Here is a 20,933-nt window from a genome sequence, read left to right on the forward strand (position 1 = left end):
GCCGCGCCACCCGCCTCCGGCCGTTCGCCCATGCCTGCCCAACGTCCGGACGACTCCGATCACTCCCGACGGCGGACTGGCCGCCGACCTCAGCGCAGCGCCGCGATCGCCGCCGCGGTGGCCAGCACCTTGTGCGCCGTGTCGACATGCAGGTTCTCGATCATCCGGCCGTTGACCGTGACGACCCCGCGGCCCTCTGCCTGGGCGGCCTCGAACGCCGCGATGATCTCGCGGGCGCTCGCGACCTCGTCCTCGCTCGGGGCGAAGGCCGCGTTGCACGGCCCGACCTGGCCCGGGTGGATCAGGGTCTTGCCGTCGAAGCCGAGCTCCCTGCCCTGGCGGCACTCGGCGGCGAAGCCCTCGGCGTCCTTGACGTCGTTGTAGACCCCGTCGAGGATCGCGATCCCGGCCGCGCGGGCGGCGAGCAGCGCCAGCTGCAGGCTGGTCTGGATCGGAGACCGGCCTGGTACGTGCGCCGCGCCCAGCTCCTTGACCAGGTCGTTGGTGCCCATCACGAACACGGCCAGGCGGTCCGAGGCGCGGGCGATCTGCTCGGCGTGCAGGATCGCGACCGGCGTCTCGACCATCGCCCACAGCATCGTGTGCTCCGGCGCGCCGGCCGCCTCCATCGCGGCGACCAGCCGGCACACCTGCTCCGCCGAGTCGACCTTGGGCACGACGATCCCGTCGGGACCGGCCGCGCTGGCTGCGGCCAGGTCGGCGTCGTGCCACTGGGTGCCGATCCCGTTGACCCGGATCGTCAGCTCGCGGTTGCCGTACTGGCCGGACCTGACTGCAGCGCAGGCGTTCTCGCGCGCCTGCTCCTTGGCGTCCGGTGCGACGGCGTCCTCGAGGTCGAGGATGAGCCCGTCGACCGGCTGGGTCCTGGCCTTCTCCAGGGCCCGCTCGTTGGAGCTCGGCATGTAGAGCACCGAGCGGCGCGGACGATAGCCGCCGTATGCCGCCGGGCCGGCTTGGGACCGATCGCTCACCTGGGTGCACCTTTCGTCGGGAACGGGCTGAGCGGCATACCGCTCAGAGGGCGTAGAGCGTGGCAAGCTCGGGGTCCGTCCCGGCGAGGCGCTCGGCGAGCTCGAGGATGACGAGGCACTGCTTGAGCGAGGCGTCGTCCTCCATCTTGCCGTCGAGCATGACCGCGCCCGTGCCGTCGCCCATCGCCTCCTTGACCCGGCGGGCGTGCGCGACGTCCGCGGCCGACGGGGAGAAGACCCGCTTGGCAATCTCGACCTGCACCGGGTGCAGCGACCACGCACCGACGCAGCCGAGCAGGAAGGCATTGCGGAACTGGTCCTCGCAGCCCACGACGTCCTTGATGTCGCCGAACGGGCCGTAGTAGGGGAAGATCCCGGCGGCCGCGCACGCGTCGACCATCCGGGAGATCGTGTAGTGCCAGAGGTCCTGCTGGTGGGTAGCGCGCGGTCCCTGGATGTCGCCGCCGACGGCGTCCTCGCGCACCAGGTAGCCCGGGTGCCCGCCGCCGACCCGGGTTGTCTTCATCCTTCGGTCGGCGGCCAGGTCGGCCGGGCCGAGCGAGATGCCCTGCATCCGGGGGCTCGCGGTCGCGATCTCGTCCACGTTGACCACACCACGGGCCGTCTCGAGGATCGCGTGCACGAGGATCGGGCGGGTCAGGCCGGCGCGGGCCTCCAGCTGGGCGAGGATCCGGTCGACGTAGTGGATGTCCTCGACTCCCTGCACCTTCGGGACCATGACCACGTCGAGCTTCTCGCCGATCTCGGTGACCAGGGTGGTCAGGTCGTCGAGCACCCACGGGCTGTCCAGCGCGTTCACCCGCGTCCACAACTGGGTGTGCGCGCCGAAGTCGGTCACCTTCGCGATGGCGACCAGGCCGGCGCGGGCAGCCTCCTTGCGGTCCGCCTTGACGGCGTCCTCGAGGTTGCCGAGCAGGACGTCGACGGTGCCGACCATGGCCGGCACCTTGGCGGCCATCTTCGCGTTGCTCGGGTCGAAGAAGTGGATCATCCGGCTGGGCCGGGCCGGCACCTCGGTGACCGGTGTGGGGGCACCGAGGGCGAGGGGGCGGAAGAAGTCCTTGGCGCTGCGCATGCGGGGCACGGTAGCAACCCGCGGGCCCTCGCGTCGTGACCGACCTCACCCCTGACCGGGGTGACGGGGCGGCGGCTAGGGTGGCGCCGTGAGCGACGAGCCGCCGGAGGTGCCGCCGGTCAACGCCAGCGCCCTGCTGGCCGAGGCGATGTCGAAGTCGGGGCTGCTCTGGGTCGAGGCGCCCGACGGCCGCGCCTGGGGTGTCTGGCACGTCTGGAGCGAGGGCACCGCGTACATCGTCAGCGGGCCGGGTGAGCAGCCGCTGCCGTGGCTGGCCGAGGAGGTCCGCATCATCCTGCGCAGCAAGGACACCGGTGGGCGGCTGCTCACCACGCGCGCCGCGCGGTCGATCCTCGAGCCGGGCACCCCGGAGTGGACCGGGGCCGCCCGGCTGCTCAAGGCCTCCCGGCTCAACGCCGTCGACGACAGCCTGACCCGCTGGGCGCAGCAGTGCACGATCACCGCGCTGCGCCCCTTCGGCCAGCCGGTCGAGGGCCCGGGCAGCTACGGCTCCGGCGCCCACCGGGCCGCGCCGGTGGACACCCCCGCCACGACGGCGTCCTGGCGGCCGTGGCACTGGCGTGGCCGCCACCGGCGCGGGACCCGGCACGGCTCCTGACCAGCCTCTAGCCTTGGGGCCATGAGTGCGAGCACCCGCGTGTTCGTCGCGCGCCTGACCGGTCTCGCCGTCTTCGACCCCCTCGGCGACCAGGTCGGACGGGTGCGCGACGTCGTCGTGATGTTCACGCACGCCCGGCCCGAGCCCCGCGTGATCGGCATCGTCGTCGAGGTGCCCGGCCGGCGCCGGGTCTTCGTGCCCATGACGCGGGTCACCTCGATCGACGCGGGTGCCGTCATCACCACCGGGCTGGTCAACATGCGCCGGTTCGAGCAGCGCACCAACGAGACGCTCGTGGCGGCCGAGCTGTTCGACCGGACCGTCACGGTGCGCGGCCCGGAGGCCGAGGCGGCCGGTATCTCGGCGGCCCTGGTCGAGGACCTTGCCATCGAGCAGCGCGTGCGCCGCGACTGGTTCGCGGTCAAGGTCTTCGTCCGCCAGAGCTCCGGCGTCTCCACCGCATCGCGGGCCATGTCCCGGATCACCCGTCGCCGCTCCGGCCGCACGATGCTCGTCGACATCCGCGACGTGTCCGGGCTGCACGACGAGACCTCGGCGCAGAGCGCCGAGCGCCTGCTCGAGACCTACGACGACCTCAAGGTCGCCGACCTGGCCGAGGTCATCCGCGACCTCAACCCGAAGCGCCGCTCCGAGGTCGCCGCCGCCCTCGACGACGAGAAGCTGGCCGACGTCCTCGAGGAGCTGCCGGAGGACGACCAGGTCGAGATCATCGTCGGGCTCGACCCCAGGCGCGCCGCCGACGTGCTCGAGGAGATGGAGCCCGACGACGCGGCCGACCTGCTCGCCGAGCTGCCGGACGAGCGGGCCGAGCAGCTGCTGCAGATGATGGAGCCCGGCGACGCCGCGCCGCTGCGTCGCCTGCTCACCTACGACGAGAACACGGCCGGCGGGATGATGACGACCGAGCCGATCGTCCTCGCCCCGGAGACGACGATCGCCGAGGCCCTGGCGATGGTCCGCCGGGAGGAGCTGGCCCCGGCGCTCGCCTCGATGGTCTACGTCTGCCGACCCCCGCTCGAGGTGCCGACCGGCCGCTACCTCGGGCTCGTCCACATCCAGCGGCTGCTGCGCGAGCCCCCGCACGCGAGCGTCGGCACGATCATCGACAAGGACGTCGACCCGCTGGAGGACGACGCCGCGCTGGGGTACGTGGCGCGCACCCTGGCGACGTACAACCTCGTCTCCCTGCCCGTCGTCGACGAGGACGGCCGGCTCATCGGGGCCGTCACGGTCGACGACGTGCTGGACCACATCCTGCCCGAGGACTGGCGTGAGGGGCGCCACGAGCTGGAGGTGGGCCCGTGAGCGACCAGCCCAGCCGTGGTCCACGGCGCACCGACCGGCTCGACCAGCCCCGGGAGCAGCGCGCCAGCCTGCTGCCGAGACCGACCTTGACCGAGGAGAGCTTCGGTGTCCTCGCCGAGAAGTTCGCCCGGTTCATGGGCACGGCCAAGTTCCTCGTCTACATGACGCTGTTCATCATCGTCTGGATCGTCCTCAACGTGGTCGGGATCTACGGCTTCAAATGGGACACGTACCCGTTCATCCTGCTCAACCTCTTCTTCTCGACCCAGGCGTCGTATGCCGCCCCCCTCATCCTGCTCGCCCAGAACCGGCAGGCCGACCGCGACCGCGTCAGCGTCGAGCAGGACCGCGCCCGGGACGAGCGCAACCTCGCCGACACCGAGTACCTCACTCGCGAGGTGGCCTCGCTCCGGCTCGCACTGCGCGAGCAGGCCACCCGCGACTTCGTCCGCTCCGAGCTGCGCGACCTGCTGGGCGAGCTGGAGGAGCGCCACCTGATCGCCCCCCGCGACGAGGCCCGGTCGGCGGAGTAGCCTCCCGCGCCGTGCCATCCGTCCGTCCGGACGCCCGACGAGAACGGCCCCGCGTGCGACATACGATGGGGACCATGTCTGTCTCCGCGCTGCCGAGCCGTGACGCCCTGCTCACGGCACTGTCCACCGTCAACGACCCCGAGATCCGCAAGCCGATCACCGAGCTCGGCATGGTCAAGTCGGTTGACATCGACGAATCCGGCCACGTGGACGCGACCGTCTACCTGACGATCTCCGGCTGTCCGATGCGCGACACCATCAGCAAGCACTCGACCCTGGCGCTCGAACGGGTGCCCGGCGTCACGAGCGTCACGGTCACGCTCGACGTGATGAGCGACGAGCAGCGCAAGGCCCTGCGCGAGCAGCTGCGCGGCGGCATCGCCGAGAAGGAGATCCCCTTCGCGAAGCCGAGCTCGCTGACCCGCGTCTATGCCGTGGCCTCCGGCAAGGGCGGCGTCGGCAAGTCGTCGGTCACGGTGAACCTCGCCGCCGCCCTGGCCGAGCAGGGCCTGCGCGTCGGGGTGGTCGACGCCGACGTGTACGGCTTCTCCGTGCCGCGGATGCTCGGTGTCGAGCACAAGCCGACCCAGGTCGACGACATGATCCTGCCGCCGGTCTCGCACGACGTGAAGGTCATCTCGATCGGCATGTTCGTGCCCGGCAACCAGCCGGTCGTCTGGCGCGGGCCGATGCTGCACCGGGCCCTGCAGCAGTTCCTCTCCGACGTCTTCTGGGGCGACCTCGACGTCCTGCTGCTCGACCTGCCGCCGGGCACCGGCGACATCGCGATCTCGGTGGCCCAGTTCATCCCGAACGCCGAGATCCTGGTGGTCACCACGCCCCAGCAGGCGGCGGCCGAGGTGGCCGAGCGGGCCGGCTCGATCGCGCTGCAGACCCACCAGCGGGTGGTCGGGGTGATCGAGAACATGTCGTGGCTGGAGCTGCCCGACGGTTCGCGGCAGGAGATCTTCGGCTCCGGCGGCGGCCGGCGGGTCGCGGAGTCGCTGTCTCGCAACATCGGTGCGCCCGTGCAGCTGCTCGGCCAGATCCCGCTGGACACGCGGCTGCGCGAGGGCGGCGACGACGGCACGCCCGTCGTGCTCGGCGAGCCCGACTCGCCGGCCGGGGTGGCCCTGCGCGGCATCGCCCGTGGGCTCGCGCACCGCTCCCGCGGTCTGGCCGGCCGCTCGCTCGGCGTCAGCCCGGTCGGGCGCTGACGCCCGCTCAGGCCGACTCGGGCCGGTCAGGTCGCCTCGTTGTCCCACGGCGTCGGCCGGCTCGGGTCGTGCTCGACCGGCTTGGGCAGCGTCACCGTCTGGCCGTCGACCGAGGGGTCCGGCGTGCTGAGGGCGTCACGGACGATCCGGCGCGGGTCGTACTGGCGTGGGTCGTAGGCCCGCCAGTCGATGTCGGAGAACTCCGGACCCATCTCGTCCTTCAGCTGCGTCTTGGCCCGCTCGGCCAGCCCCTTGGCCTGGCGGACGAGGCGGGCGAGCTTGGCGGCATAGTCCGGAAGTCGCTCCGGGCCGAGGATGACGACGGCGAGGACGACCAGCAGGATGAACTCCCACCCGTTGATGTCGATCACCGACCCACCTCCCAGCTGTCCCGCGCCGCACCATGGTACGAAACCTCCCTGCGATCAGTCGCTGGGCGCCGACTCCAAGCGCATCTGCAGGTCGAGCTGCTCGCCGCCGCGCTGGACCCGCAGCCTGACGGTGTCCCCGACCGCGCGCGACCGGATGGACACGACGAGCTGGTCCGGGGTGCCGACCCGGCTGCCGTCGAAGCCGACGATGACATCGCCGGGCCTGACGCCGGCCTTGTCCGCCGGGCCGCCGGGAGTGACGGCGTCCTTGCCGGTGGAGACCTGCGCACCCTCGCCGCCGAAGGTGCGGTCGAGCAGCACGCCGATGACCGGGTGGGTCGCGTGCCCCGTCGCGATGAGCTGGTCGGCGGTGCGGCGGGCCTGGTCGCTCGGGATCGCGAAGCCGAGACCGATGTTGCCGCTGGACGCCGAGGTGCTGCCGGGAACCCGGGCGATGGCCGAGTTGACCCCGATGACCTGGCCCTTCAGGTCGAGCAGCGGCCCGCCCGAGTTGCCCGGGTTGATCGCGGCGTCGGTCTGGATCGCGTTGATGTACGACGCCTCGTCGCCCGCGCCGGGCGTGACCGGCCGGTTCAGGGCGCTCACGATGCCGCTCGTCACCGTCTGGTCGAGCCCGAGCGGCGCGCCGACGGCGATCACCTCGTCGCCCACGACGACCTGGTCGGAGGCCCCGAGCGCGAGGGGGGCCAGACCGGTGCGCGCCACCCTCAGGACGGCCAGGTCGTAGCTGGCGTCCCGACCGACCATCGTCGCGGACTCCGTGTCGCCGTTGCTGAGCACCACCTCGACCGCGCCACCCTCACCGGCGGATGACACGACGTGGTTGTTCGTCAGGATGTGGCCCTTGCCGTCGATTACGAAGCCCGATCCGGTGGCCTCACCCTCGCCGCCCCTGACCCGGATCGTCACGACACTGGGCAGGGCCCTCGCGGCGATGCCGGCGATGCTGCCGGCGGGTCGGCTCGTGGCACCCGGACCGGGCTGCGGGAGCGTCGAGCCGATCGGCCGCCAGTCGGCGACGAGCTGGCCGGCGACCCCGCCGATCGCACCGGAGGCCAGACAGAGGGCGAGCACGAGCGGCACGAGCAGCCGCCGTGACCGCCGCGTCGTCGGTGGCGGCGCGTCGCGACGGGCCACCGAGAGCGCCGGGCCCAGCGGGATGGTGTGGTTCAGGCCGTGGTATGCCGCCGAGCCGGGCTCCGCACGGAGGGCACCGGCGGAGGGCGGCTCCGCAGGCGACGGGATCTCCGCACGGTCCGACGGCGGCGGGACCGGGACGTCGAACCAGTGGAGGGTGGCGTCCGCACCGGTGGCCGTCCGGCGAGACCGGCCGGTGTCGATCACCTCGGTGCGGTCCGGCTGCGGGGGCGCCTGCTCCTCGGGACCCGGCGCCCTCGTCTGGTCGCTCATGGACCTGATTGTGTCGAACCGACCACGCCGACTCGAACCGATCCGACCAGGTCAGGCAGCCCGAGCGCCCTCGTGACCGCCCAGATCGAGGCCGGCGCAGACACCTGGGCCCCGCTCTGGTCGGTCGGGGCGAGCCGCAGGTCGCGTACGCCGACCGGGCTGCTCACGACGGTGCGGACCGGGACGACCTGGCTGAGCGGGGCGGGTGTGAGGCGGGTGGCTTCGACGGGCACCCGGGCCGAGGGCACCGGGGCACGGCTGCCGGCCTGCAGCGGCACGACGCTCAGACCCCAGGCCGCGGCGACCGACGCAGTCGCGGCAAGCGATGCGAAGACCGCGGCGCGAACGGGAGAACGATGCAGTGCCGGCGCGTTCGGGGCGACCGTCGGCACGGGGTGACGCAGCGCAGGGTGACGCGGCGCGGGCTGGGGGTCGCGGAAGGGGCTGGCCGGCAGGTTGACCCGCACCCGGGCAGGGGCCGCGGGCACGGCCGGCACCTGGGGCTCGGTGGTCGCCAGACCCAGGAGCATGGAGTGCAGCGACTGGGGCACCCCGGTGTCGGCCTGCAACGCCAGCACGATTCGCCGTTCCTGCTCGGCCGCGGCCCGGCATACCTCGCAGGCGACGAGGTGCTGGTCGAAGAGCCGGAGCAGCGACTCCGGCAGCGTCCGGTCCACGTAGGCGCGGACGTGTCCGCGCAGGTGTGGGGTCATTGAGTACCCGCCGCGACTCTGCGACCCGGCAGGTGCAGGCCGGGCCGGGACGCCCTGGTGCGGGTGCTCGGGTCCGGGGCCCGGTGGGCCAGGGCCTCCCGGAGCTGGGCGCGACCGCGGTGGATGCGCGAGCGGACCGTGCCGAGCTTGACGCCCAATGTGGCGCTGATCTCCTCGTAGGACAGGCCCTCGATGTCGCACAGGACGACCGCCGCGCGGAACTCGGGTGACAGGGCATCGAGCGCGCGCTGCACGTCGTCGTCGAACCGGGTGTCGTCGAACGTCTGCTCCGGGCCCTTCTCGCGGCTCGCGATGCGCCCGGCCGCGTCCTCGGGCAGCGCGTCGAAGCGGATCCGCTGCTTGCGACGCATGCGGTCGAGGAACAGGTTGGTGGTGATCCGGTGAAGCCATCCCTCGAAGGTGCCCGGCTCGTAGGTGTTGAGCGAGCGGAAGACCCGCAGGAAGACGTCGTGGGTCAGGTCCTCCGCGTCGTGCGGGTTGCCGGTCAGACGGTAGGAGAGGCGGTACACGCGGGCAGAGTGCTGCTCGACGATCTCCGCCCAGCTGGGTGGGGTCCAGCCGGCGTCCGACGGGGCGCCGTGCCCGGTTCGGTCGGTCGTGGTCGTCACGCGCTCATTCACCTCTCGAAGAGTTTGCCACAGGGCACAACGTCACCCCTGCTCGTTTCGTTCCCCCATCGTGCGACCTCGGGCCAGCCGCCCCCTGTGGTGAACCTGAGAGCCACCTGTGGACGGTGATCCCCTCGTCAGCCGGCCAGAAGGGCGGCAAGGGCCGTGGTCGCGTGACAGTAGGGTGGCGCCATGAGTTCGCAGAAGCTGGCCGCGTGGGCCCACGCCGAGGAGTTCGTCGCTCCGTCCGAGCATGTCGAGGCCGCGCGACGGCGGGCCGACGAGCTGGGAGTCGACGCCATCGACAACGGGGCCGGGGCCACGCTCCAGGTCCTCGCCGCTGCGGTCGGGGCCAGGGCCGTCATGGAGATCGGGACGGGTGCCGGGGTGTCGGGGCTCTGGCTGCTCGGCGGGATGGCGCCCGACGGCATCCTCACCACGATCGACCTCGAGCCGGAGCACCAGCGCGCAGCGCGGGGCGCCTTCGCTGCGGCCGGGATCGCCCACCAGCGGACCCGGGTCATCACCGGCCGGGCTGCCGAGGTGCTGCCGAGGATGACCGACGGGGCCTACGACATGCTGATCATCGACGCCGACCGCACGGACTACCCGGCCTACGTCGAGCAGGCCACCCGGCTGCTGCGACATGGCGGGACACTGGTCATGTCATGGTCCGACAGGGAGTCGGACCCGGCCGCCCGTGACCCCGAGACGACGACCCTGCGCGAGGTCGGCCGAGCCCTGCGCGACCACGACCAGTTCACGACCGCGCTGCTTCCGGTCAGCTCCGGCCTGCTCGTCGCGGTGAAGCGCTGAGCCTCGTCGCCGCGGAGCGCCGAGCCGGTGGCGCGGAGCGCCGAGCCGGTGGCGCGGAGCGCCGAGCCGGTGGCGCGGCGAGGGCCCCGACCCGGCGGGTCGGGGCCCTCGCCCGGTGCGGGACCTCAGCTGACGCCGTCGCATCCCTGGATCGCGTCACGCAGGGCTGCTGCCTCGTCCGGAGTCATCTCGACGACAAGACGACCGCCCCCCTCGAGCGGCATACGCAGCACGATGCCGCGGCCTTCCTTGACGACCTCCAGCGGTCCGTCTCCGGTCCTCGGCTTCATTGCTGCCATGACTCCCCTTCCGTAGACATGCGTGGGTGCTACGAACCATTATTCCGGACCGCCTCGACGAGGCCTAATCGTGGGTGTGCCCCAGAGCACGGGCAGCCGGCGGCGCTTCCCTTCCCCGAGATCGATGGGACAGAGTTGCGGACATGACCGAGACCCCGCCCCCAGACCCGCTCCAGCTCGAGACCGCCGACGCCGTCGCCTGGGTACGACTCTGCCGCCCCGATGCGTTGAACAGCCTCGACACGGCGCTCAAGGAGGCCCTGCGAGACACCCTGTGGCAGGTGGCGGCCGATCCCGACGTCCGCTGCGTCGTGCTCACCGGCACGGGACGGGCCTTCTGCGTCGGCCAGGACCTCAAGGAACACCTGGCCAACCTCGCGGCCGGTGACGCGCACCTGGGGACGACGGTCACCGAGCACTACAACCCGATCGTCGAGGCCCTCGCCGGGATGGACAAGCCGGTCGTGGCGGCACTCAACGGGGTGGCCGCCGGTGCAGGGCTCAGCTTCGCCCTCGCCTGCGACTTCCGGGTCGCGGTCGCCACGGCCTCGTTGAACACCTCCTTCGCCGGGATCGGTCTCTCGTGCGACTCGGGCGCGTCGTGGCACCTGCCCCGGCTGGTCGGGCCGGCCAAGGCCAAGGAGCTGCTGTACTTCCCCCGTTCGGTTCCCGCGGCCGAGGCGCTCGAGCTCGGCCTGCTCACCAAGGTCGTGCCCGCCGAGGCGTTCGAGGACACGGTCCGCGAGTTCGCGACGATGCTCGCGCACGGGCCCACGCTCGCCTACGGCTCGATCCGCCGGGCCGTCGCCTACAGCTCGACGCACGACCTGGCGGCCGCGCTCGTGCACGAGGGTGAGCTGATGAACCGGACCGGCGCCAGCACTGACCACCGCGCCGCCGTCGACGCGTTCGTCGCCAAGCAGAGGCCGACCTTCACCGGCCGCTGACTCGCCGGCCCGGGCGCCCGCCCGTCCCCTCGCCGGACCCTCGACACCTGCTCCGCTCAGCGACTCAGCGGGCCCGCTGCTCCGCCCAGGGGAGCAGCGGGCCCGCTGCTCCGCCCAGCGGAGCAGGTAATGAGGGACCCGCCAACGGTGGTGGCACGCTCGCAGCCCCGTGTCACGGCGGGTAGTCGGTCGGCGGCACGAACCTCCAGAGGGTCTCCGTCCACCAGTACTGGCCGACGACGCACAGCACGAGCAGCGGGACCCCCCGGGCGAGCAGCCCGCGCCACGTGGTCCCGCGCCGGTCGGCCCAGCCCGCCCCGACGAGCGGGACGAGGAGCGGGAAGAGCGGGACGAGGTAGCGCACGATGCTCGTGAACGGGTCGAGCACCGCAGCCAGGTAGACCGGGTAGGCCAGCGACCACGCGCGCAGGTCTGCCCGTAGCGCCGCCGCCCACGGGCCGGCGACCATGCCGATGATGACCAGGGGGATGACGGCGAGCAGGAGCGGCCCCCAGATGTCACCGAGCCACCACTTGGCCACGCCGGGCCAAGGCGTGAAGAGCTCGAGATGCCCCGAGCCTCGCCAGGCCGCCATCGTGTCGGTGTACGCGCCCGGGCTGCCGGTGCGAAACCAGGCGATGGCCGGCCAGAGCAGCCCGGCGATGGCGCACCCGAGCAACGCCGCCGCCATCGACGCGTACTCCGGCGTGCCGATCGGGTGCCGTCCTCGGTTTCGCCACCGGACCAGGACGACCACCAGGGTGACCAGCCCCAGCGGCACCCCGATCGGTCTCGACAGCCCGATGAGCAGGGCGATCGCCGTGGCGACGAGCCAGCGCCGGCGGTCGAGCGCGCAGAGGTAGCCGACCAGCAGGAGCATCGCCAGCGCCTCGCTGTAGGCCAGCTGCAAGGTCACAGCGGCGGGGAAGCTGGCCCAGAGCACGACCACGACCAGCGCGGCACGCTCCCCGACCCGGTCACGCAGCAGCATTCCCATCAGCAGTGCCGCGCCGAAGCCGCAGAGCAACGCGACGGTCGAGCCGGCGGTGGGAAAGGTGAGCCCGGTGAGCTGCATCACCGCCCGCGAGGCGAGCGGGAAGAGTGGGTAGAAGGCCCACGGGTTCTGCTGCACGTGCCCGTCCGGCCCGAGCGGAAGGACGTCGGGGTAGCCGTGCAGCGCGATCTGCTGGTACCACTGCCCGTCCCAGAGAGCCGTGAAGCTCCAGTAGGTGACCGGTACGTCCGGCCCGCCCGTCATTCCGCTCGGCACCTGCCGTGGCAGCACCGCGAGCAGGATCAGCGTCGTGACGACCCGGCACGCGGCATAGAGCCCGAGCACGGTCAGCCCGAAGGTGCGGCGGGCCCGCCCCGCGCCGGGCGTCATTCGGCCCGCGGGTGCTGGCGCGGTTCGGCGCCACGCAACGGTTCGGCGGCGCGCAGGGGTGGGGCGCCACCACCCCCGGATGGAGCGTCACCCATGGTTCCGGCGCCACCCCCGGGCGGAGCGTCACCCATGGTTCCGGCGCCACCCCCGGACGGAGCGTCACCCCCGGATGGGTCACGCTCCCACGGGTGGTCCGCGGTGGGTCGGGTCGGGTCGGGCGGGTCCACCTCGACCGACGACCCGGGCGGCGTGGTCGACGGACCCGACGGGACCGGTCCGGTGGCACCGGGGGCGTCGGCGAGCAGCACGCCCAGCTGTTCGTCTTTTTCCTTCAGCTCCCGACGGAGCCGACCGATGACCGCATCGACCTCACTCATGCGGTAGCCCCGGACCGCGACGTCGAAGCGCAGGTTCTCGAGATCGGCGTCGGTCAGCTCGTCGTCAGGCAGTGGTTCGTGGCTGAGCGTCGAGGTCGCCCGGCCCATTCCCCCGCCGACGTACCCGAGCAGGAGTGCGGCCACCCCGCAGAGGACGACGATGCCGACGAGCAGGAAGAGCCACTTCACGCCGAGGGCTCCGCGTGGGTCTGGACCAACCGGACGGCCTCCGCAGGATCGTCGGTCAGCGTCAGCCGTGCGACGTCGCCGGCGTCTATCATCCCCTTGGCCAGCGGTCCATCCTGCAGCCAGTCGATCAGGCCCCGCCAGTAGTCCTTGCCCAGCAGCACCAGCGGGAAGTCGGTCACCTTCCGGGTCTGCGCCAGGGTCAGGGCCTCGAAGACCTCGTCGAGGGTGCCGTAACCACCCGGCAGGACGATGAACCCCTGGGAGTACTTGACGAACATCGTCTTGCGGGCGAAGAAGTAGCGGAAGTTGATGCCGAGGTCGACGTACGGGTTCAGCCCCGCCTCGAAGGGCAGCTCGATGCCCAGCCCGACCGAGGTTCCCCCAGCCTCGAACGCGCCCTTGTTCGCCGCCTCCATGGCCCCCGGCCCACCGCCGGTGATGACGGCGAACCCCGCCTCGACGGCAAGCCGGCCGACCTCGACGCCCAAGGCATAGTCGGGATCCTCGGGCGCCACCCGGGCCGAGCCGAACACCCCGACGGCGGGCCCGAGCTCGGCGAGCGTCCCGAACCCCTCGACGAACTCGGACTGGATGCGCATGACCCGCCACGGGTCGGCGTGCAGCCAGTCGGTCGGCTGCCTCCGGTCCAGCAGGCGCTGGTCGGTCGTCGTGGCCGGGACCCGCCCGCGGCGCCAGGTGACCGGACCCGAGCGGCGCTCGCTGCCCCCCGCCTCGAGGTCCTCGTCATCCGGCTGCCCGCCGGGCCCTGGGTGCGTCACAGGGCAACCCTATGCGCGACCGGTCGTCGGGTTCAGGAGAGCCAGCGCAGCAGGGCCTGCTCTGCTCGCCCGTACTGCACCACCGGGCAGCGCTCGTCGTCCATGTGGGCCAGGTTCGGGTCGCCGGGGCCGAAGTTGACCGCCGGGATGCCGAGCTCGGCGAAGCGGGCGACGTCGGTCCAGCCCTCCTTCGGACCCACCGGCAGCCCGAGGGCCGCCACGAACGCCTGCGCCGCCGGCAGGTGCAACCCGGGTCGGGCGCCCGCGACCGCGTCGCCGAGCACGCACTCGAATCCCTCGAACACCCCGCGCACGTGCTCGAACGCCGCGTCGACCGACTTGTCGGGCGCGAACCGGTAGTTGACCCTGACGACGCAGCGGTCGGGGATCACGTTGCCGGCGATCCCACCCTCGATCCCGACCGCCTGGAGGGCCTCGTGGTAGTCGAGCCCGTCGACCGTGACCGTCGCGGCCCGGTAGCCGGCGAGCCGGGAGAGCACCTCGGCCGCGTCGTGGATGGCGTTGTGGCCGTTCCACGGCCGGGCCGAGTGGGCCGCCACCCCCGTCGTGGTCACATCGACCCGCAGGGAGCCCTTGCACCCCCCCTCGATGGCCGCGCCGGTCGGCTCGAGGAGCACCGCGAAGTCGCCGGCGAGCAGCTCCGGCCGCCGCGCCCCGAGACGCGCCAGCCCGTTCAGGTCCGCCTCGATCTCCTCGCACTCGTAGAACAGGAAGGTCAGGTCGCGGCTCGGCTCCGGCACGAGGTGCGCGATCCGGAGCATGACGGCGACCCCGCCCTTCATGTCGACCGTGCCCCGACCCCAGAGCTCGCCCTCGACCAGCCGGGTCGGCACGTTGGGCGTCGCGCCGCCCGGAAAGGTGCTGATCGGCACGGTGTCGAGATGCCCGGCGAGGACCACCCGCTCGGCGCGTCCGAGGTGGGTGCGAGCCACCAGCGTGTTGTCGACCCGGAGCACCTCCAGGTGCCCCAGGCCCTGCAGGGCCGCCTCGACGGCGTCGGCCAGCGCCGTCTCGTCCCGGCTGACGGAGGGCACGTCACAGATCGCGGCAGTGAGCGCGGTGACCTCGCTGGACGGGTCGAGGACGGCGGGTACGGGACCTGGGTCGGTGGGCGGCATACCGGAAGGCTAGCGGCAGCCGGCCCACCACTCGGGCGCGGTTTCGGGTGCTCCCCGGCGCCCCCTACCCTTGCCGCATGGCGCAACGCACCGCATGGGGACACGGTCTGGCGACGATCACCGACGACGGCCAGGTGCTGGACACCTGGTTCCCCCGACCGGCCCTGGGCGCGGCCCCCGCCGACGCCGAGCCGCCCGCCGGGCTCACCGCGCTGGCCGGGCCGGACCGACGCCGCGGGGTGCGCACCGAGGTCCGGCTCGTCCAGGTCGACCTGGACACGCCACCGGCCGGCCCCAGCGACGCCTACCTGCGCCTGCACCTGTTGTCGCACTGCCTCGTCGCCCCGAACACGATCAACCTCGAGGGAGTGTTCGGGACGCTGGCCAACGTGGTCTGGACCAACCACGGCCCCTGCGCGGTCGAGGGCTTCGAGCAGACCCGCCTCGCCCTGCGCGGGCACGGGCCGGTGCAGGTCCACGGGATCGACAAGTTCCCGCGGATGACCGACTACGTCGTGCCGCCGGGGGTGCGGATCGGCGACGCCGACCGGGTGCGTCTCGGCGCCCACCTCGCCCCGGGCACCGTCGTCATGCACGAGGGCTTCTGCAACTTCAACGCGGGCACGCTGGGCACCTCGATGGTCGAGGGTCGCATCAGCCAGGGCGTCGTCGTCGGCGACGGCTCCGACCTCGGTGGCGGCGCCTCGATCATGGGGACCCTCTCCGGAGGGGGGACGGAACGGATCAGCATCGGCAGGCGTTGTCTGGTCGGCGCCAACGGCGGGGTCGGCATCTCGCTCGGCGACGACTGCGTCGTCGAGGCCGGGCTCTACGTCACCGCCAGCACGAAGGTCACCCTGCCCGACGGCACCGTAGTCAAGGCAGGCGAGCTGTCCGGGGCGGGCAACATCCTCTACCGGCGCAACAGCTCGACCGGCACGGTCGAGGCCCGCGACCGCACCGGTAGGGGCATCGCGCTCAACGCTGCGCTGCACACGAACTGAGCCGGGACACCGGCTCCCGGGGAAGGGGAACCGATGCCGACCGACCGCACCGGCCTGGCGCTCGCCGAGTCCGGCCGGACCCGGCCCGTGACCGGGTCACGGCGCGGAGCACGGCACCGCCGCCGCGGCCGGCTCGTCCTGCTGCTCGTCGCCGCCTTCGTGGCCGGTGCCGGCTGGCTCGGCGGGTCGGCGCTGCTCGCCAGCATGCGGTCACCCGTCTGCACCATCCAGGCCGGCGGGATGACCGAGACGTTCGACCCGGAGCAGACCGCGAACGCCGCGCTCATCACAGCGGTCGCGATCAAGCGTGACCTGCCGGCCCGGGCCGCGACGATCGCGATCACGACCGCCTACCAGGAGTCGAAGATCCGCAACATCCGGTTCGGCGACCGTGACTCGCTCGGGATCTTCCAGCAGCGTCCGAGCCAGGGCTGGGGCACGCCCGAGCAGATCCTCGACCCGGTCTACGCGACGAACCGCTTCTACGACGAGCTGGTCAAGCTCAAGGGCTACGAGCAGGCCGACATCACCACCATCGCCCAGCAGGTGCAGCGCAGCGCCTACCCGGAGGCCTACCGGGACCACGAGGGCCAGGGCCGGGTCCTCGCCTCGACCCTGAGCGGATGGTCACCTGCCGGGTTGACGTGTCGGCTCGACCCCGCGACCTCGCACGCGGCACCGAGCGAGGTGGCCGCCGCCCTGCACACCCAGATGGGCGTGTCGGCCACGACCGACTCGCACGGCCTGACCGTGCAGGCCCGCGACGAACGACAGGCGTGGGCGGTCGGTCACTGGGCGGTGGCCTGGGCCCAGACGTACGGCATCACGCGGGTGGCCGTCGGGGACCGGGTCTGGGACCGTGCCGCGGGCGGCGACGGCTGGTCGGACGGCACCGCCACGACGACGGTCCGGGTGTCCCTCGGCTGACCCGCCACGTACGGGAGCAGCCCCTCGGGACGCGGTGGGCGGCATACCCGTGAGGTATGCCGCTCACCCGCCCGGCCGCGCACGGCCGGCTCACCTCGTGGCTCGCTCTGCGCCCGCCGGGACCGGGCAGACCCGCTCAGCGCTGGTCGATCGGCACGAAGGGGCGCTCGGCCTCGCCCGTGTAGACCTGGCGCGGACGGCCGATCTTCGTCTCCGGGTCGGTCATCATCTCGCGCCACTGGGCGATCCAGCCGGGCAGCCGGCCGATCGCGAACAGCACGGTGAACATCTTCGACTCGAAGCCCATCGCCTTGTAGATGACGCCGGTGTAGAAGTCGACGTTCGGGTAGAGCCGGCGCTCGACGAAGTAGTCGTCGGCCAGCGCGACCTCCTCGAGCTGCTTGGCGATGTCGAGCAGCGGGTCGTTGGCGCCGAGCTTCTCGAGCACGTCGTCGGCCGACTTCTTCACGATCGCGGCGCGCGGGTCGTAGTTCTTGTAGACCCGGTGGCCGAAGCCCATGAGCCGGACCCCCGACTCGCGGTTCTTGACCCGCTCCATGAACTTCTTCGGGTTCTCGCCCGACCTGCGCAGCTGGCCGAGCATCTCGAGCACGGCCTGGTTGGCCCCGCCGTGCAGCGGGCCGGACAGCGCGTGGATGCCCGCGGAGACCGAGTTGAACAGGTTGGCCTGGGCCGAGCCGACCAGGCGCACGGTCGAGGTCGAGCAGTTCTGCTCGTGGTCGGCGTGCAGGATGAACAGCTGGTCGAGCGCCTTGACGACCACCGGGTCGGGCCGGAAGGGCTCGGCCGGCATGCCGAAGGTCATGCGCAGGAAGTTCTCGACCAGGCCGAGCGAGTTGTCGGGGTAGATGAAGGGCTGGCCGACGCTCTTCTTGTGCGCGTAGGCGGCGATCGTGGGCAGCTTGGCGAGCAACCGGACGGTGGAGATCTCCACCTGTTCGGCGTCGAACGGGTCGAGGCTGTCCTGGTAGAAGGTGCCGAGCGCCGAGACCGCGGACGACAGGACCGGCATCGGGTGCGCGTCGCGGGGGAAGCCGTTGAAGAACGCCTTCAGGTCCTCGTGGAGCATGGTGTGGCGCCGGATGCGGGCGTCGAAGGCCGCCAGCTGGTCGGCGGTGGGCAGCGCGCCGTAGATGAGCAGATAGGCCACCTCGACGAAGCTCGACTGCTGCGCGAGCTGGTCGATGGGGTAGCCCCGATAACGCAGGATGCCCTGGTCACCGTCGATGAAGGTGATCCGGCTCTTGCACGCGGCCGTGTTGACGAAGCCCACGTCATACGACACCAGTCCGGTCTGCTTGAGCAGTGACGAGACGTTCAGTCCGTGGTTGCCCTGGACCGCGTCGACACCGGGGAAGCTGACTTCCTTGTCTCCAACCTTGAGAGTCCCGTCCACTGCTTGCGTCACTGGTACATCGCCTCCTCGTGGCGGCCCTCGACGGGCCGGGGTCTTGTCCTGCGACGTTACCCCAGCCGGTCCTGCCGCGGTAACGGAGCACCGGGCAGGTCCGGGCCCGGCGCCTGCGACCGAAGCCGCGAGCAGGCCGCCTCGACCCGCTCGTCGGTGGCGGTCAGGCTGATCCGCACGTGTCGCGCTCCGAGCGCTCCGTAGAACGTGCCCGGCGCGACCAGGATGCCGCGGTCGGCCAGGTCGGCGACGGTGCGCCAGCAGTCCTCGTCGCGGGTCGCCCACAGGTAGAGGCCCGCCTCGGAGTGCTCGATGCGCAGGCCGGCACCCTCGACGGCCGCGGCCAGCCGCTCGCGCCGGCGTCCGTATGTCGCCCGCTGGGCTCGCACGTGCCCGTCGTCGCCCAGCGCCACCGCGCTCGCGTGCTGTACGGGTGCCGGCATCATCATCCCGGCGTGCCTGCGCACCTCGCGGATCCGACCGATGAGCGTGGGGTCACCGGCGACGAAGGCCGCCCGGTAGCCGGCCAGGTTCGACTGCTTGGACAGCGAGTAGAGCGCGAGCAGGCCGGCGTGGCTGGAGCCGCACACGTCGGGGTGCAGGATGCTCGGGGTCGCCTGGCCGAGGTGCCCCGGCCGCCAGTCCAGCTCGGCGTAGCACTCGTCGCTGGCGACGACGACCCCGTGGGCCCGGGCCCACCCGACCACCGCGCGCAGGTGCTCCACCCCGAGAACCTGCCCGTGCGGGTTGGCCGGGCTGTTGACCCAGAGCAGCCGGGGAGTGGCCGCTGCGTCGAGCGCGGGCAGGTCGTCAGGGACCCCGGCGACCACGGGTGTGGCACCCGCGATCCGGGCACCTACCTCGTAGGTCGGGTACGCGACAGGTGGGATGGCGACCACGTCGCCGGCGCCGAGCCCGAGCAGGGTGGGCAGCCACGCGACGAGCTCCTTGCTGCCGATCGTGGGCAGGACCGCGTCGGGACCGAGCGTGACGTGGCGGCGCCGGGCGAACCAGTCGACGATGGCGGCGCGCAGCTGCGCGGTGCCCACGGTCTGGGGGTAGCCCGGGGCGTCCGCCGCGTCGGCGAGCGCCCGTTGCACGACCTGCGGTGTCGAGTCGACCGGGGCGCCGACCGACAGGTCGACGATCCCGTCCTCGTGCGCGGCCGCGCGCGCCTTGTACGGCGCGAGCGTGTCCCACGGGAAGTCGGGCAGGTCCGGCACGGCCGCGCAGCGCTCACACGTCGTGCTGCTGCGGCGGCAGGGCCTCGACGATGGGGTGGTCCTTGTCGATCATTCCCAGCCGGGCCGCCCCGCCCGGACTGCCGAGGTCGTCGAAGAACTCGACGTTCGCGGTGTAGTAGTCGCTCCACTCCTCGGGCACGTCGTCCTCGTAGTAGATCGCCTCGACCGGGCAGACCGGCTCGCAGGCGCCGCAGTCCACGCACTCGTCCGGGTGGATGTAGAGGGAGCGCCGCCCCTCGTAGATGCAGTCGACCGGACACTCCTCGACGCACGCCTTGTCCTTGAGGTCGACGCAAGGCTGGGCGATGACGTAGGTCATGGACGAGTCCTCCTCGGCGGGTGTCTGCGGCAGCCCTAGTATGCCGGACATGACTGGTGCTGCCGCGACGGGACCACCGAGCCCGCGGCGGGGCGACCCGTCGGGCCGCCTGACGGTCGGTGAGCGCGTGGTCGTCCGGTACCTGCTGCCGCCCGGCTCGGAGGCGGGGGCCACGGACGTCCTCGGGATGCTGCGCTCGCGTGACGAGCAGAGCCTCGTCGTCGACAGCGCCTTCGGGCCGGTGACCATCCCGCGCCGTGCCGTGGTGGCCGCCAAGGACGTGCCACCGCCGCCGAGCCGGCCCGGGCCCGCCCACCGGCGGGTGGGTGTCGACGACCTCGAGCTGCTGATGGCGCGCGGCTGGGTCGCGGTGGACCAGGCCGGCCTGGGCTCGTGGCTGCTCCGGTCGGCTTCAAGCTTCACCAGCCGGGCCAACTCCGCCCTGCCGGTCGGCGACCCGAGCCTCCCGCTCGACCGGGCGGTCGACTACGTCGAGAGGTGGTACGGCGAGCGCGGCCGGCGGCCGATGTTCCAGCTGCCCGGGCCGGCCGGGTTCGAGCCCGCCGACACGGAGGTGGGCGCCCAGCTGCTCGAGCGGGGCTATGCCGTGCCGGCCGCGCACGCCGGCCGGCACGTGCACGTCATGACCGCCCCGCTGGGTGCCCTGCCGCCGCTGACCGCGGCCTCGCCGCCGGTGACCGCCGACGCCAGGCTGCAGTCGGACTGGCTGATCGCCTACGGCGAGTCCCGCCACGTCGTGCCGGGGGTGACCGAGTCGGTGCTGACCGGCAGCCGCGGGCAGCTGTTCATGTCGGTCCGGGACGACACCGGCGGGCGGCTCGTCGGGATCGCCCGGATGGCCATCCACCCCGGCTGGGCCGGCATCTTCGGGCTGTGGGTGCGCCCCGAGCACCGGCGCCGGGGGGTCGCGACCGCGATCGTGTCGGCGATCGGCATGGCTGCCCGGGACAACAACATGCCCTCGCTGTACGCCCAGGTGTCGGGTGCCGACGCCGGGGCCGTCGCGTTCTGGCAGGAGTTCGACTTCACCACCCACCACGACTACCTCTACCTGGCCGCTGCCGAGGGCTGATCCTGTCCACGGGGACCTGCTCTCCCGGCCGGCGGGGGGCGCCGCGTCGTGGCGTCGCGC

Annotated in this window: 23 protein-coding genes; 9 read left to right on the forward strand and 14 right to left on the reverse strand. The window is 72.5% G+C overall.

Annotated features, from left to right (window positions below; all coding sequences use genetic code 11):
* Nucleotides 1–89 precede the first annotated feature (89 nt).
* Nucleotides 90–992 (reverse strand): CoA ester lyase, encoded by a 903-nt coding sequence (locus WMI84_RS03390; RefSeq protein WP_347350600.1) that lies wholly within the window; start codon nt 990–992, stop codon nt 90–92.
* 43 nt (nt 993–1,035) lie between these two features.
* Entirely contained in the window at nt 1,036–2,088 is a 1,053-nt protein-coding gene (locus tag WMI84_RS03395) for a CoA ester lyase (protein WP_347350601.1), read from the reverse strand.
* Between the two features lie 88 nt (nt 2,089–2,176).
* On the opposite strand from WMI84_RS03395, the gene WMI84_RS03400 reads away from it, so the two are divergent.
* From WMI84_RS03400 to WMI84_RS03415, 4 genes are all read left to right on the forward strand, one after another.
* Complete coding sequence (locus WMI84_RS03400) at nt 2,177–2,707, forward strand: hypothetical protein (RefSeq protein WP_347350602.1); 531 nt, start codon at nt 2,177–2,179, stop codon at nt 2,705–2,707.
* A gap of 21 nt (nt 2,708–2,728) precedes the next feature.
* Nucleotides 2,729–4,033 carry a CBS domain-containing protein gene (locus tag WMI84_RS03405; RefSeq protein WP_347350603.1) on the forward strand — a complete coding sequence of 435 codons (1,305 nt, stop codon included), beginning with the start codon at nt 2,729–2,731 and terminating at the stop codon, nt 4,031–4,033.
* On the forward strand, nt 4,030–4,566 hold the full coding sequence (locus WMI84_RS03410) for a DUF1003 domain-containing protein (protein WP_347350604.1): 537 nt from the start codon (nt 4,030–4,032) through the stop codon (nt 4,564–4,566). Before WMI84_RS03405 ends, WMI84_RS03410 begins: the two co-directional genes overlap by 4 nt.
* A gap of 74 nt (nt 4,567–4,640) precedes the next feature.
* Nucleotides 4,641–5,783 (forward strand): Mrp/NBP35 family ATP-binding protein, encoded by a 1,143-nt coding sequence (locus WMI84_RS03415; RefSeq protein ID WP_347350605.1) that lies wholly within the window; start codon nt 4,641–4,643, stop codon nt 5,781–5,783.
* Nucleotides 5,784–5,809: 26 nt separating this feature from the next.
* Here WMI84_RS03415 and WMI84_RS03420 read toward each other — a convergent pair whose 3' ends face one another.
* Genes WMI84_RS03420 through sigE form a run of 4 tightly spaced genes read right to left on the reverse strand, consistent with a single transcriptional unit; the run spans nt 5,810 to nt 8,927 of the window.
* Entirely contained in the window at nt 5,810–6,154 is a 345-nt protein-coding gene (locus WMI84_RS03420; protein WP_347350606.1) for a preprotein translocase subunit TatA, read from the reverse strand.
* Nucleotides 6,155–6,208: 54 nt separating this feature from the next.
* The gene (locus WMI84_RS03425) at nt 6,209–7,585 is read right to left on the reverse strand and encodes a trypsin-like peptidase domain-containing protein (protein ID WP_347350607.1); all 1,377 of its coding nucleotides are present in this window, start codon (nt 7,583–7,585) and stop codon (nt 6,209–6,211) included.
* Nucleotides 7,582–8,298: a hypothetical protein gene (locus WMI84_RS03430; protein ID WP_347350608.1), complete on the reverse strand. Its 717-nt coding sequence runs from the start codon at nt 8,296–8,298 to the stop codon at nt 7,582–7,584. Before WMI84_RS03430 ends, WMI84_RS03425 begins: the two co-directional genes overlap by 4 nt.
* On the reverse strand, nt 8,295–8,927 hold the full coding sequence (sigE, locus tag WMI84_RS03435) for an RNA polymerase sigma factor SigE (RefSeq protein ID WP_347350609.1): 633 nt from the start codon (nt 8,925–8,927) through the stop codon (nt 8,295–8,297). Before sigE ends, WMI84_RS03430 begins: the two co-directional genes overlap by 4 nt.
* A gap of 192 nt (nt 8,928–9,119) precedes the next feature.
* Between sigE and WMI84_RS03440 the strand changes: the two genes are divergently transcribed.
* Complete coding sequence (locus tag WMI84_RS03440; protein ID WP_347350610.1) at nt 9,120–9,743, forward strand: O-methyltransferase; 624 nt, start codon at nt 9,120–9,122, stop codon at nt 9,741–9,743.
* Nucleotides 9,744–9,868: 125 nt separating this feature from the next.
* Here WMI84_RS03440 and WMI84_RS03445 read toward each other — a convergent pair whose 3' ends face one another.
* A complete protein-coding gene (locus WMI84_RS03445) occupies nt 9,869–10,042 on the reverse strand; it encodes a DUF3117 domain-containing protein (protein WP_076262632.1) in 174 nt (57 codons plus the stop codon).
* Between the two features lie 143 nt (nt 10,043–10,185).
* Here WMI84_RS03445 and WMI84_RS03450 point away from each other — a divergent pair, with 143 nt between their 5' ends.
* On the forward strand, nt 10,186–10,989 hold the full coding sequence (locus WMI84_RS03450; RefSeq protein ID WP_347350611.1) for an enoyl-CoA hydratase-related protein: 804 nt from the start codon (nt 10,186–10,188) through the stop codon (nt 10,987–10,989).
* A 172-nt stretch (nt 10,990–11,161) separates the two neighbouring features.
* On the opposite strand, the gene WMI84_RS03455 is transcribed toward WMI84_RS03450, so the two are convergent.
* From WMI84_RS03455 to dapE, 4 genes are read right to left on the reverse strand one after another with little or no spacing between them, the layout of a single operon-like run.
* Complete coding sequence (locus tag WMI84_RS03455) at nt 11,162–12,373, reverse strand: hypothetical protein (RefSeq protein WP_347350612.1); 1,212 nt, start codon at nt 12,371–12,373, stop codon at nt 11,162–11,164.
* On the reverse strand, nt 12,370–12,939 hold the full coding sequence (locus tag WMI84_RS03460; RefSeq protein WP_347350613.1) for a DivIVA domain-containing protein: 570 nt from the start codon (nt 12,937–12,939) through the stop codon (nt 12,370–12,372). Before WMI84_RS03460 ends, WMI84_RS03455 begins: the two co-directional genes overlap by 4 nt.
* Complete coding sequence (locus tag WMI84_RS03465) at nt 12,936–13,718, reverse strand: TIGR00730 family Rossman fold protein (RefSeq protein WP_347350614.1); 783 nt, start codon at nt 13,716–13,718, stop codon at nt 12,936–12,938. The genes WMI84_RS03460 and WMI84_RS03465 overlap by 4 nt, the downstream gene beginning before the upstream one ends.
* Nucleotides 13,719–13,750: 32 nt before the next feature.
* Nucleotides 13,751–14,857, reverse strand: coding sequence for a succinyl-diaminopimelate desuccinylase (gene dapE / locus WMI84_RS03470; RefSeq protein ID WP_347350615.1), 1,107 nt, complete (start codon nt 14,855–14,857; stop codon nt 13,751–13,753).
* A 77-nt stretch (nt 14,858–14,934) separates the two neighbouring features.
* On the opposite strand from dapE, the gene dapD reads away from it, so the two are divergent.
* Nucleotides 14,935–15,861: a 2,3,4,5-tetrahydropyridine-2,6-dicarboxylate N-succinyltransferase gene (gene dapD, locus WMI84_RS03475; RefSeq protein WP_347350616.1), complete on the forward strand. Its 927-nt coding sequence runs from the start codon at nt 14,935–14,937 to the stop codon at nt 15,859–15,861.
* Between the two features lie 33 nt (nt 15,862–15,894).
* On the forward strand, nt 15,895–16,788 hold the full coding sequence (locus WMI84_RS03480) for a hypothetical protein (RefSeq protein WP_347350617.1): 894 nt from the start codon (nt 15,895–15,897) through the stop codon (nt 16,786–16,788).
* 136 nt (nt 16,789–16,924) lie between these two features.
* Here WMI84_RS03480 and WMI84_RS03485 read toward each other — a convergent pair whose 3' ends face one another.
* Genes WMI84_RS03485 through fdxA form a run of 3 tightly spaced genes read right to left on the reverse strand, consistent with a single transcriptional unit; the run spans nt 16,925 to nt 19,780 of the window.
* On the reverse strand, nt 16,925–18,217 hold the full coding sequence (locus WMI84_RS03485) for a citrate synthase (RefSeq protein WP_347350618.1): 1,293 nt from the start codon (nt 18,215–18,217) through the stop codon (nt 16,925–16,927).
* Between the two features lie 56 nt (nt 18,218–18,273).
* Nucleotides 18,274–19,440, reverse strand: a complete 1,167-nt coding sequence (dapC, locus tag WMI84_RS03490; protein WP_347350619.1) for a succinyldiaminopimelate transaminase — start codon at nt 19,438–19,440, stop codon at nt 18,274–18,276.
* A 13-nt stretch (nt 19,441–19,453) separates the two neighbouring features.
* Nucleotides 19,454–19,780 carry a ferredoxin gene (gene fdxA, locus WMI84_RS03495; RefSeq protein ID WP_347350643.1) on the reverse strand — a complete coding sequence of 109 codons (327 nt, stop codon included), beginning with the start codon at nt 19,778–19,780 and terminating at the stop codon, nt 19,454–19,456.
* Nucleotides 19,781–19,829: 49 nt separating this feature from the next.
* Here fdxA and WMI84_RS03500 point away from each other — a divergent pair, with 49 nt between their 5' ends.
* Entirely contained in the window at nt 19,830–20,873 is a 1,044-nt protein-coding gene (locus tag WMI84_RS03500; RefSeq protein ID WP_347350620.1) for a GNAT family N-acetyltransferase, read from the forward strand.
* Nucleotides 20,874–20,933: the final 60 nt, after the last annotated feature.

It is taken from the genome of Intrasporangium sp., assembly GCF_039812505.1.
In the GTDB taxonomy this organism is placed as follows: Bacteria; Actinomycetota; Actinomycetes; order Actinomycetales; family Dermatophilaceae; genus Intrasporangium_A.

Bases quoted from the DNA above. Each gene is read 5' to 3' on its own strand.
- WMI84_RS03445 (WP_076262632.1), bottom strand. From the start codon at position 10,042: ATGGCAGCAATGAAGCCGAGGACCGGAGACGGACCGCTGGAGGTCGTC.
- WMI84_RS03480 (WP_347350617.1), top strand. From the start codon at position 15,895: ATGCCGACCGACCGCACCGGCCTGGCGCTCGCCGAGTCCGGCCGGACC.
- fdxA (WP_347350643.1), bottom strand. From the start codon at position 19,780: ATGACCTACGTCATCGCCCAGCCTTGCGTCGACCTCAAGGACAAGGCG.
- WMI84_RS03415 (WP_347350605.1), top strand. From the start codon at position 4,641: ATGTCTGTCTCCGCGCTGCCGAGCCGTGACGCCCTGCTCACGGCACTG.
- WMI84_RS03450 (WP_347350611.1), top strand. From the start codon at position 10,186: ATGACCGAGACCCCGCCCCCAGACCCGCTCCAGCTCGAGACCGCCGAC.
- dapE (WP_347350615.1), bottom strand. From the start codon at position 14,857: ATGCCGCCCACCGACCCAGGTCCCGTACCCGCCGTCCTCGACCCGTCC.
- WMI84_RS03395 (WP_347350601.1), bottom strand. From the start codon at position 2,088: ATGCGCAGCGCCAAGGACTTCTTCCGCCCCCTCGCCCTCGGTGCCCCC.
- WMI84_RS03500 (WP_347350620.1), top strand. From the start codon at position 19,830: ATGACTGGTGCTGCCGCGACGGGACCACCGAGCCCGCGGCGGGGCGAC.
- WMI84_RS03440 (WP_347350610.1), top strand. From the start codon at position 9,120: ATGAGTTCGCAGAAGCTGGCCGCGTGGGCCCACGCCGAGGAGTTCGTC.
- WMI84_RS03405 (WP_347350603.1), top strand. From the start codon at position 2,729: ATGAGTGCGAGCACCCGCGTGTTCGTCGCGCGCCTGACCGGTCTCGCC.
- WMI84_RS03455 (WP_347350612.1), bottom strand. From the start codon at position 12,373: ATGACGCCCGGCGCGGGGCGGGCCCGCCGCACCTTCGGGCTGACCGTG.
- WMI84_RS03430 (WP_347350608.1), bottom strand. From the start codon at position 8,298: ATGACCCCACACCTGCGCGGACACGTCCGCGCCTACGTGGACCGGACG.
- dapD (WP_347350616.1), top strand. From the start codon at position 14,935: ATGGCGCAACGCACCGCATGGGGACACGGTCTGGCGACGATCACCGAC.
- WMI84_RS03425 (WP_347350607.1), bottom strand. From the start codon at position 7,585: ATGAGCGACCAGACGAGGGCGCCGGGTCCCGAGGAGCAGGCGCCCCCG.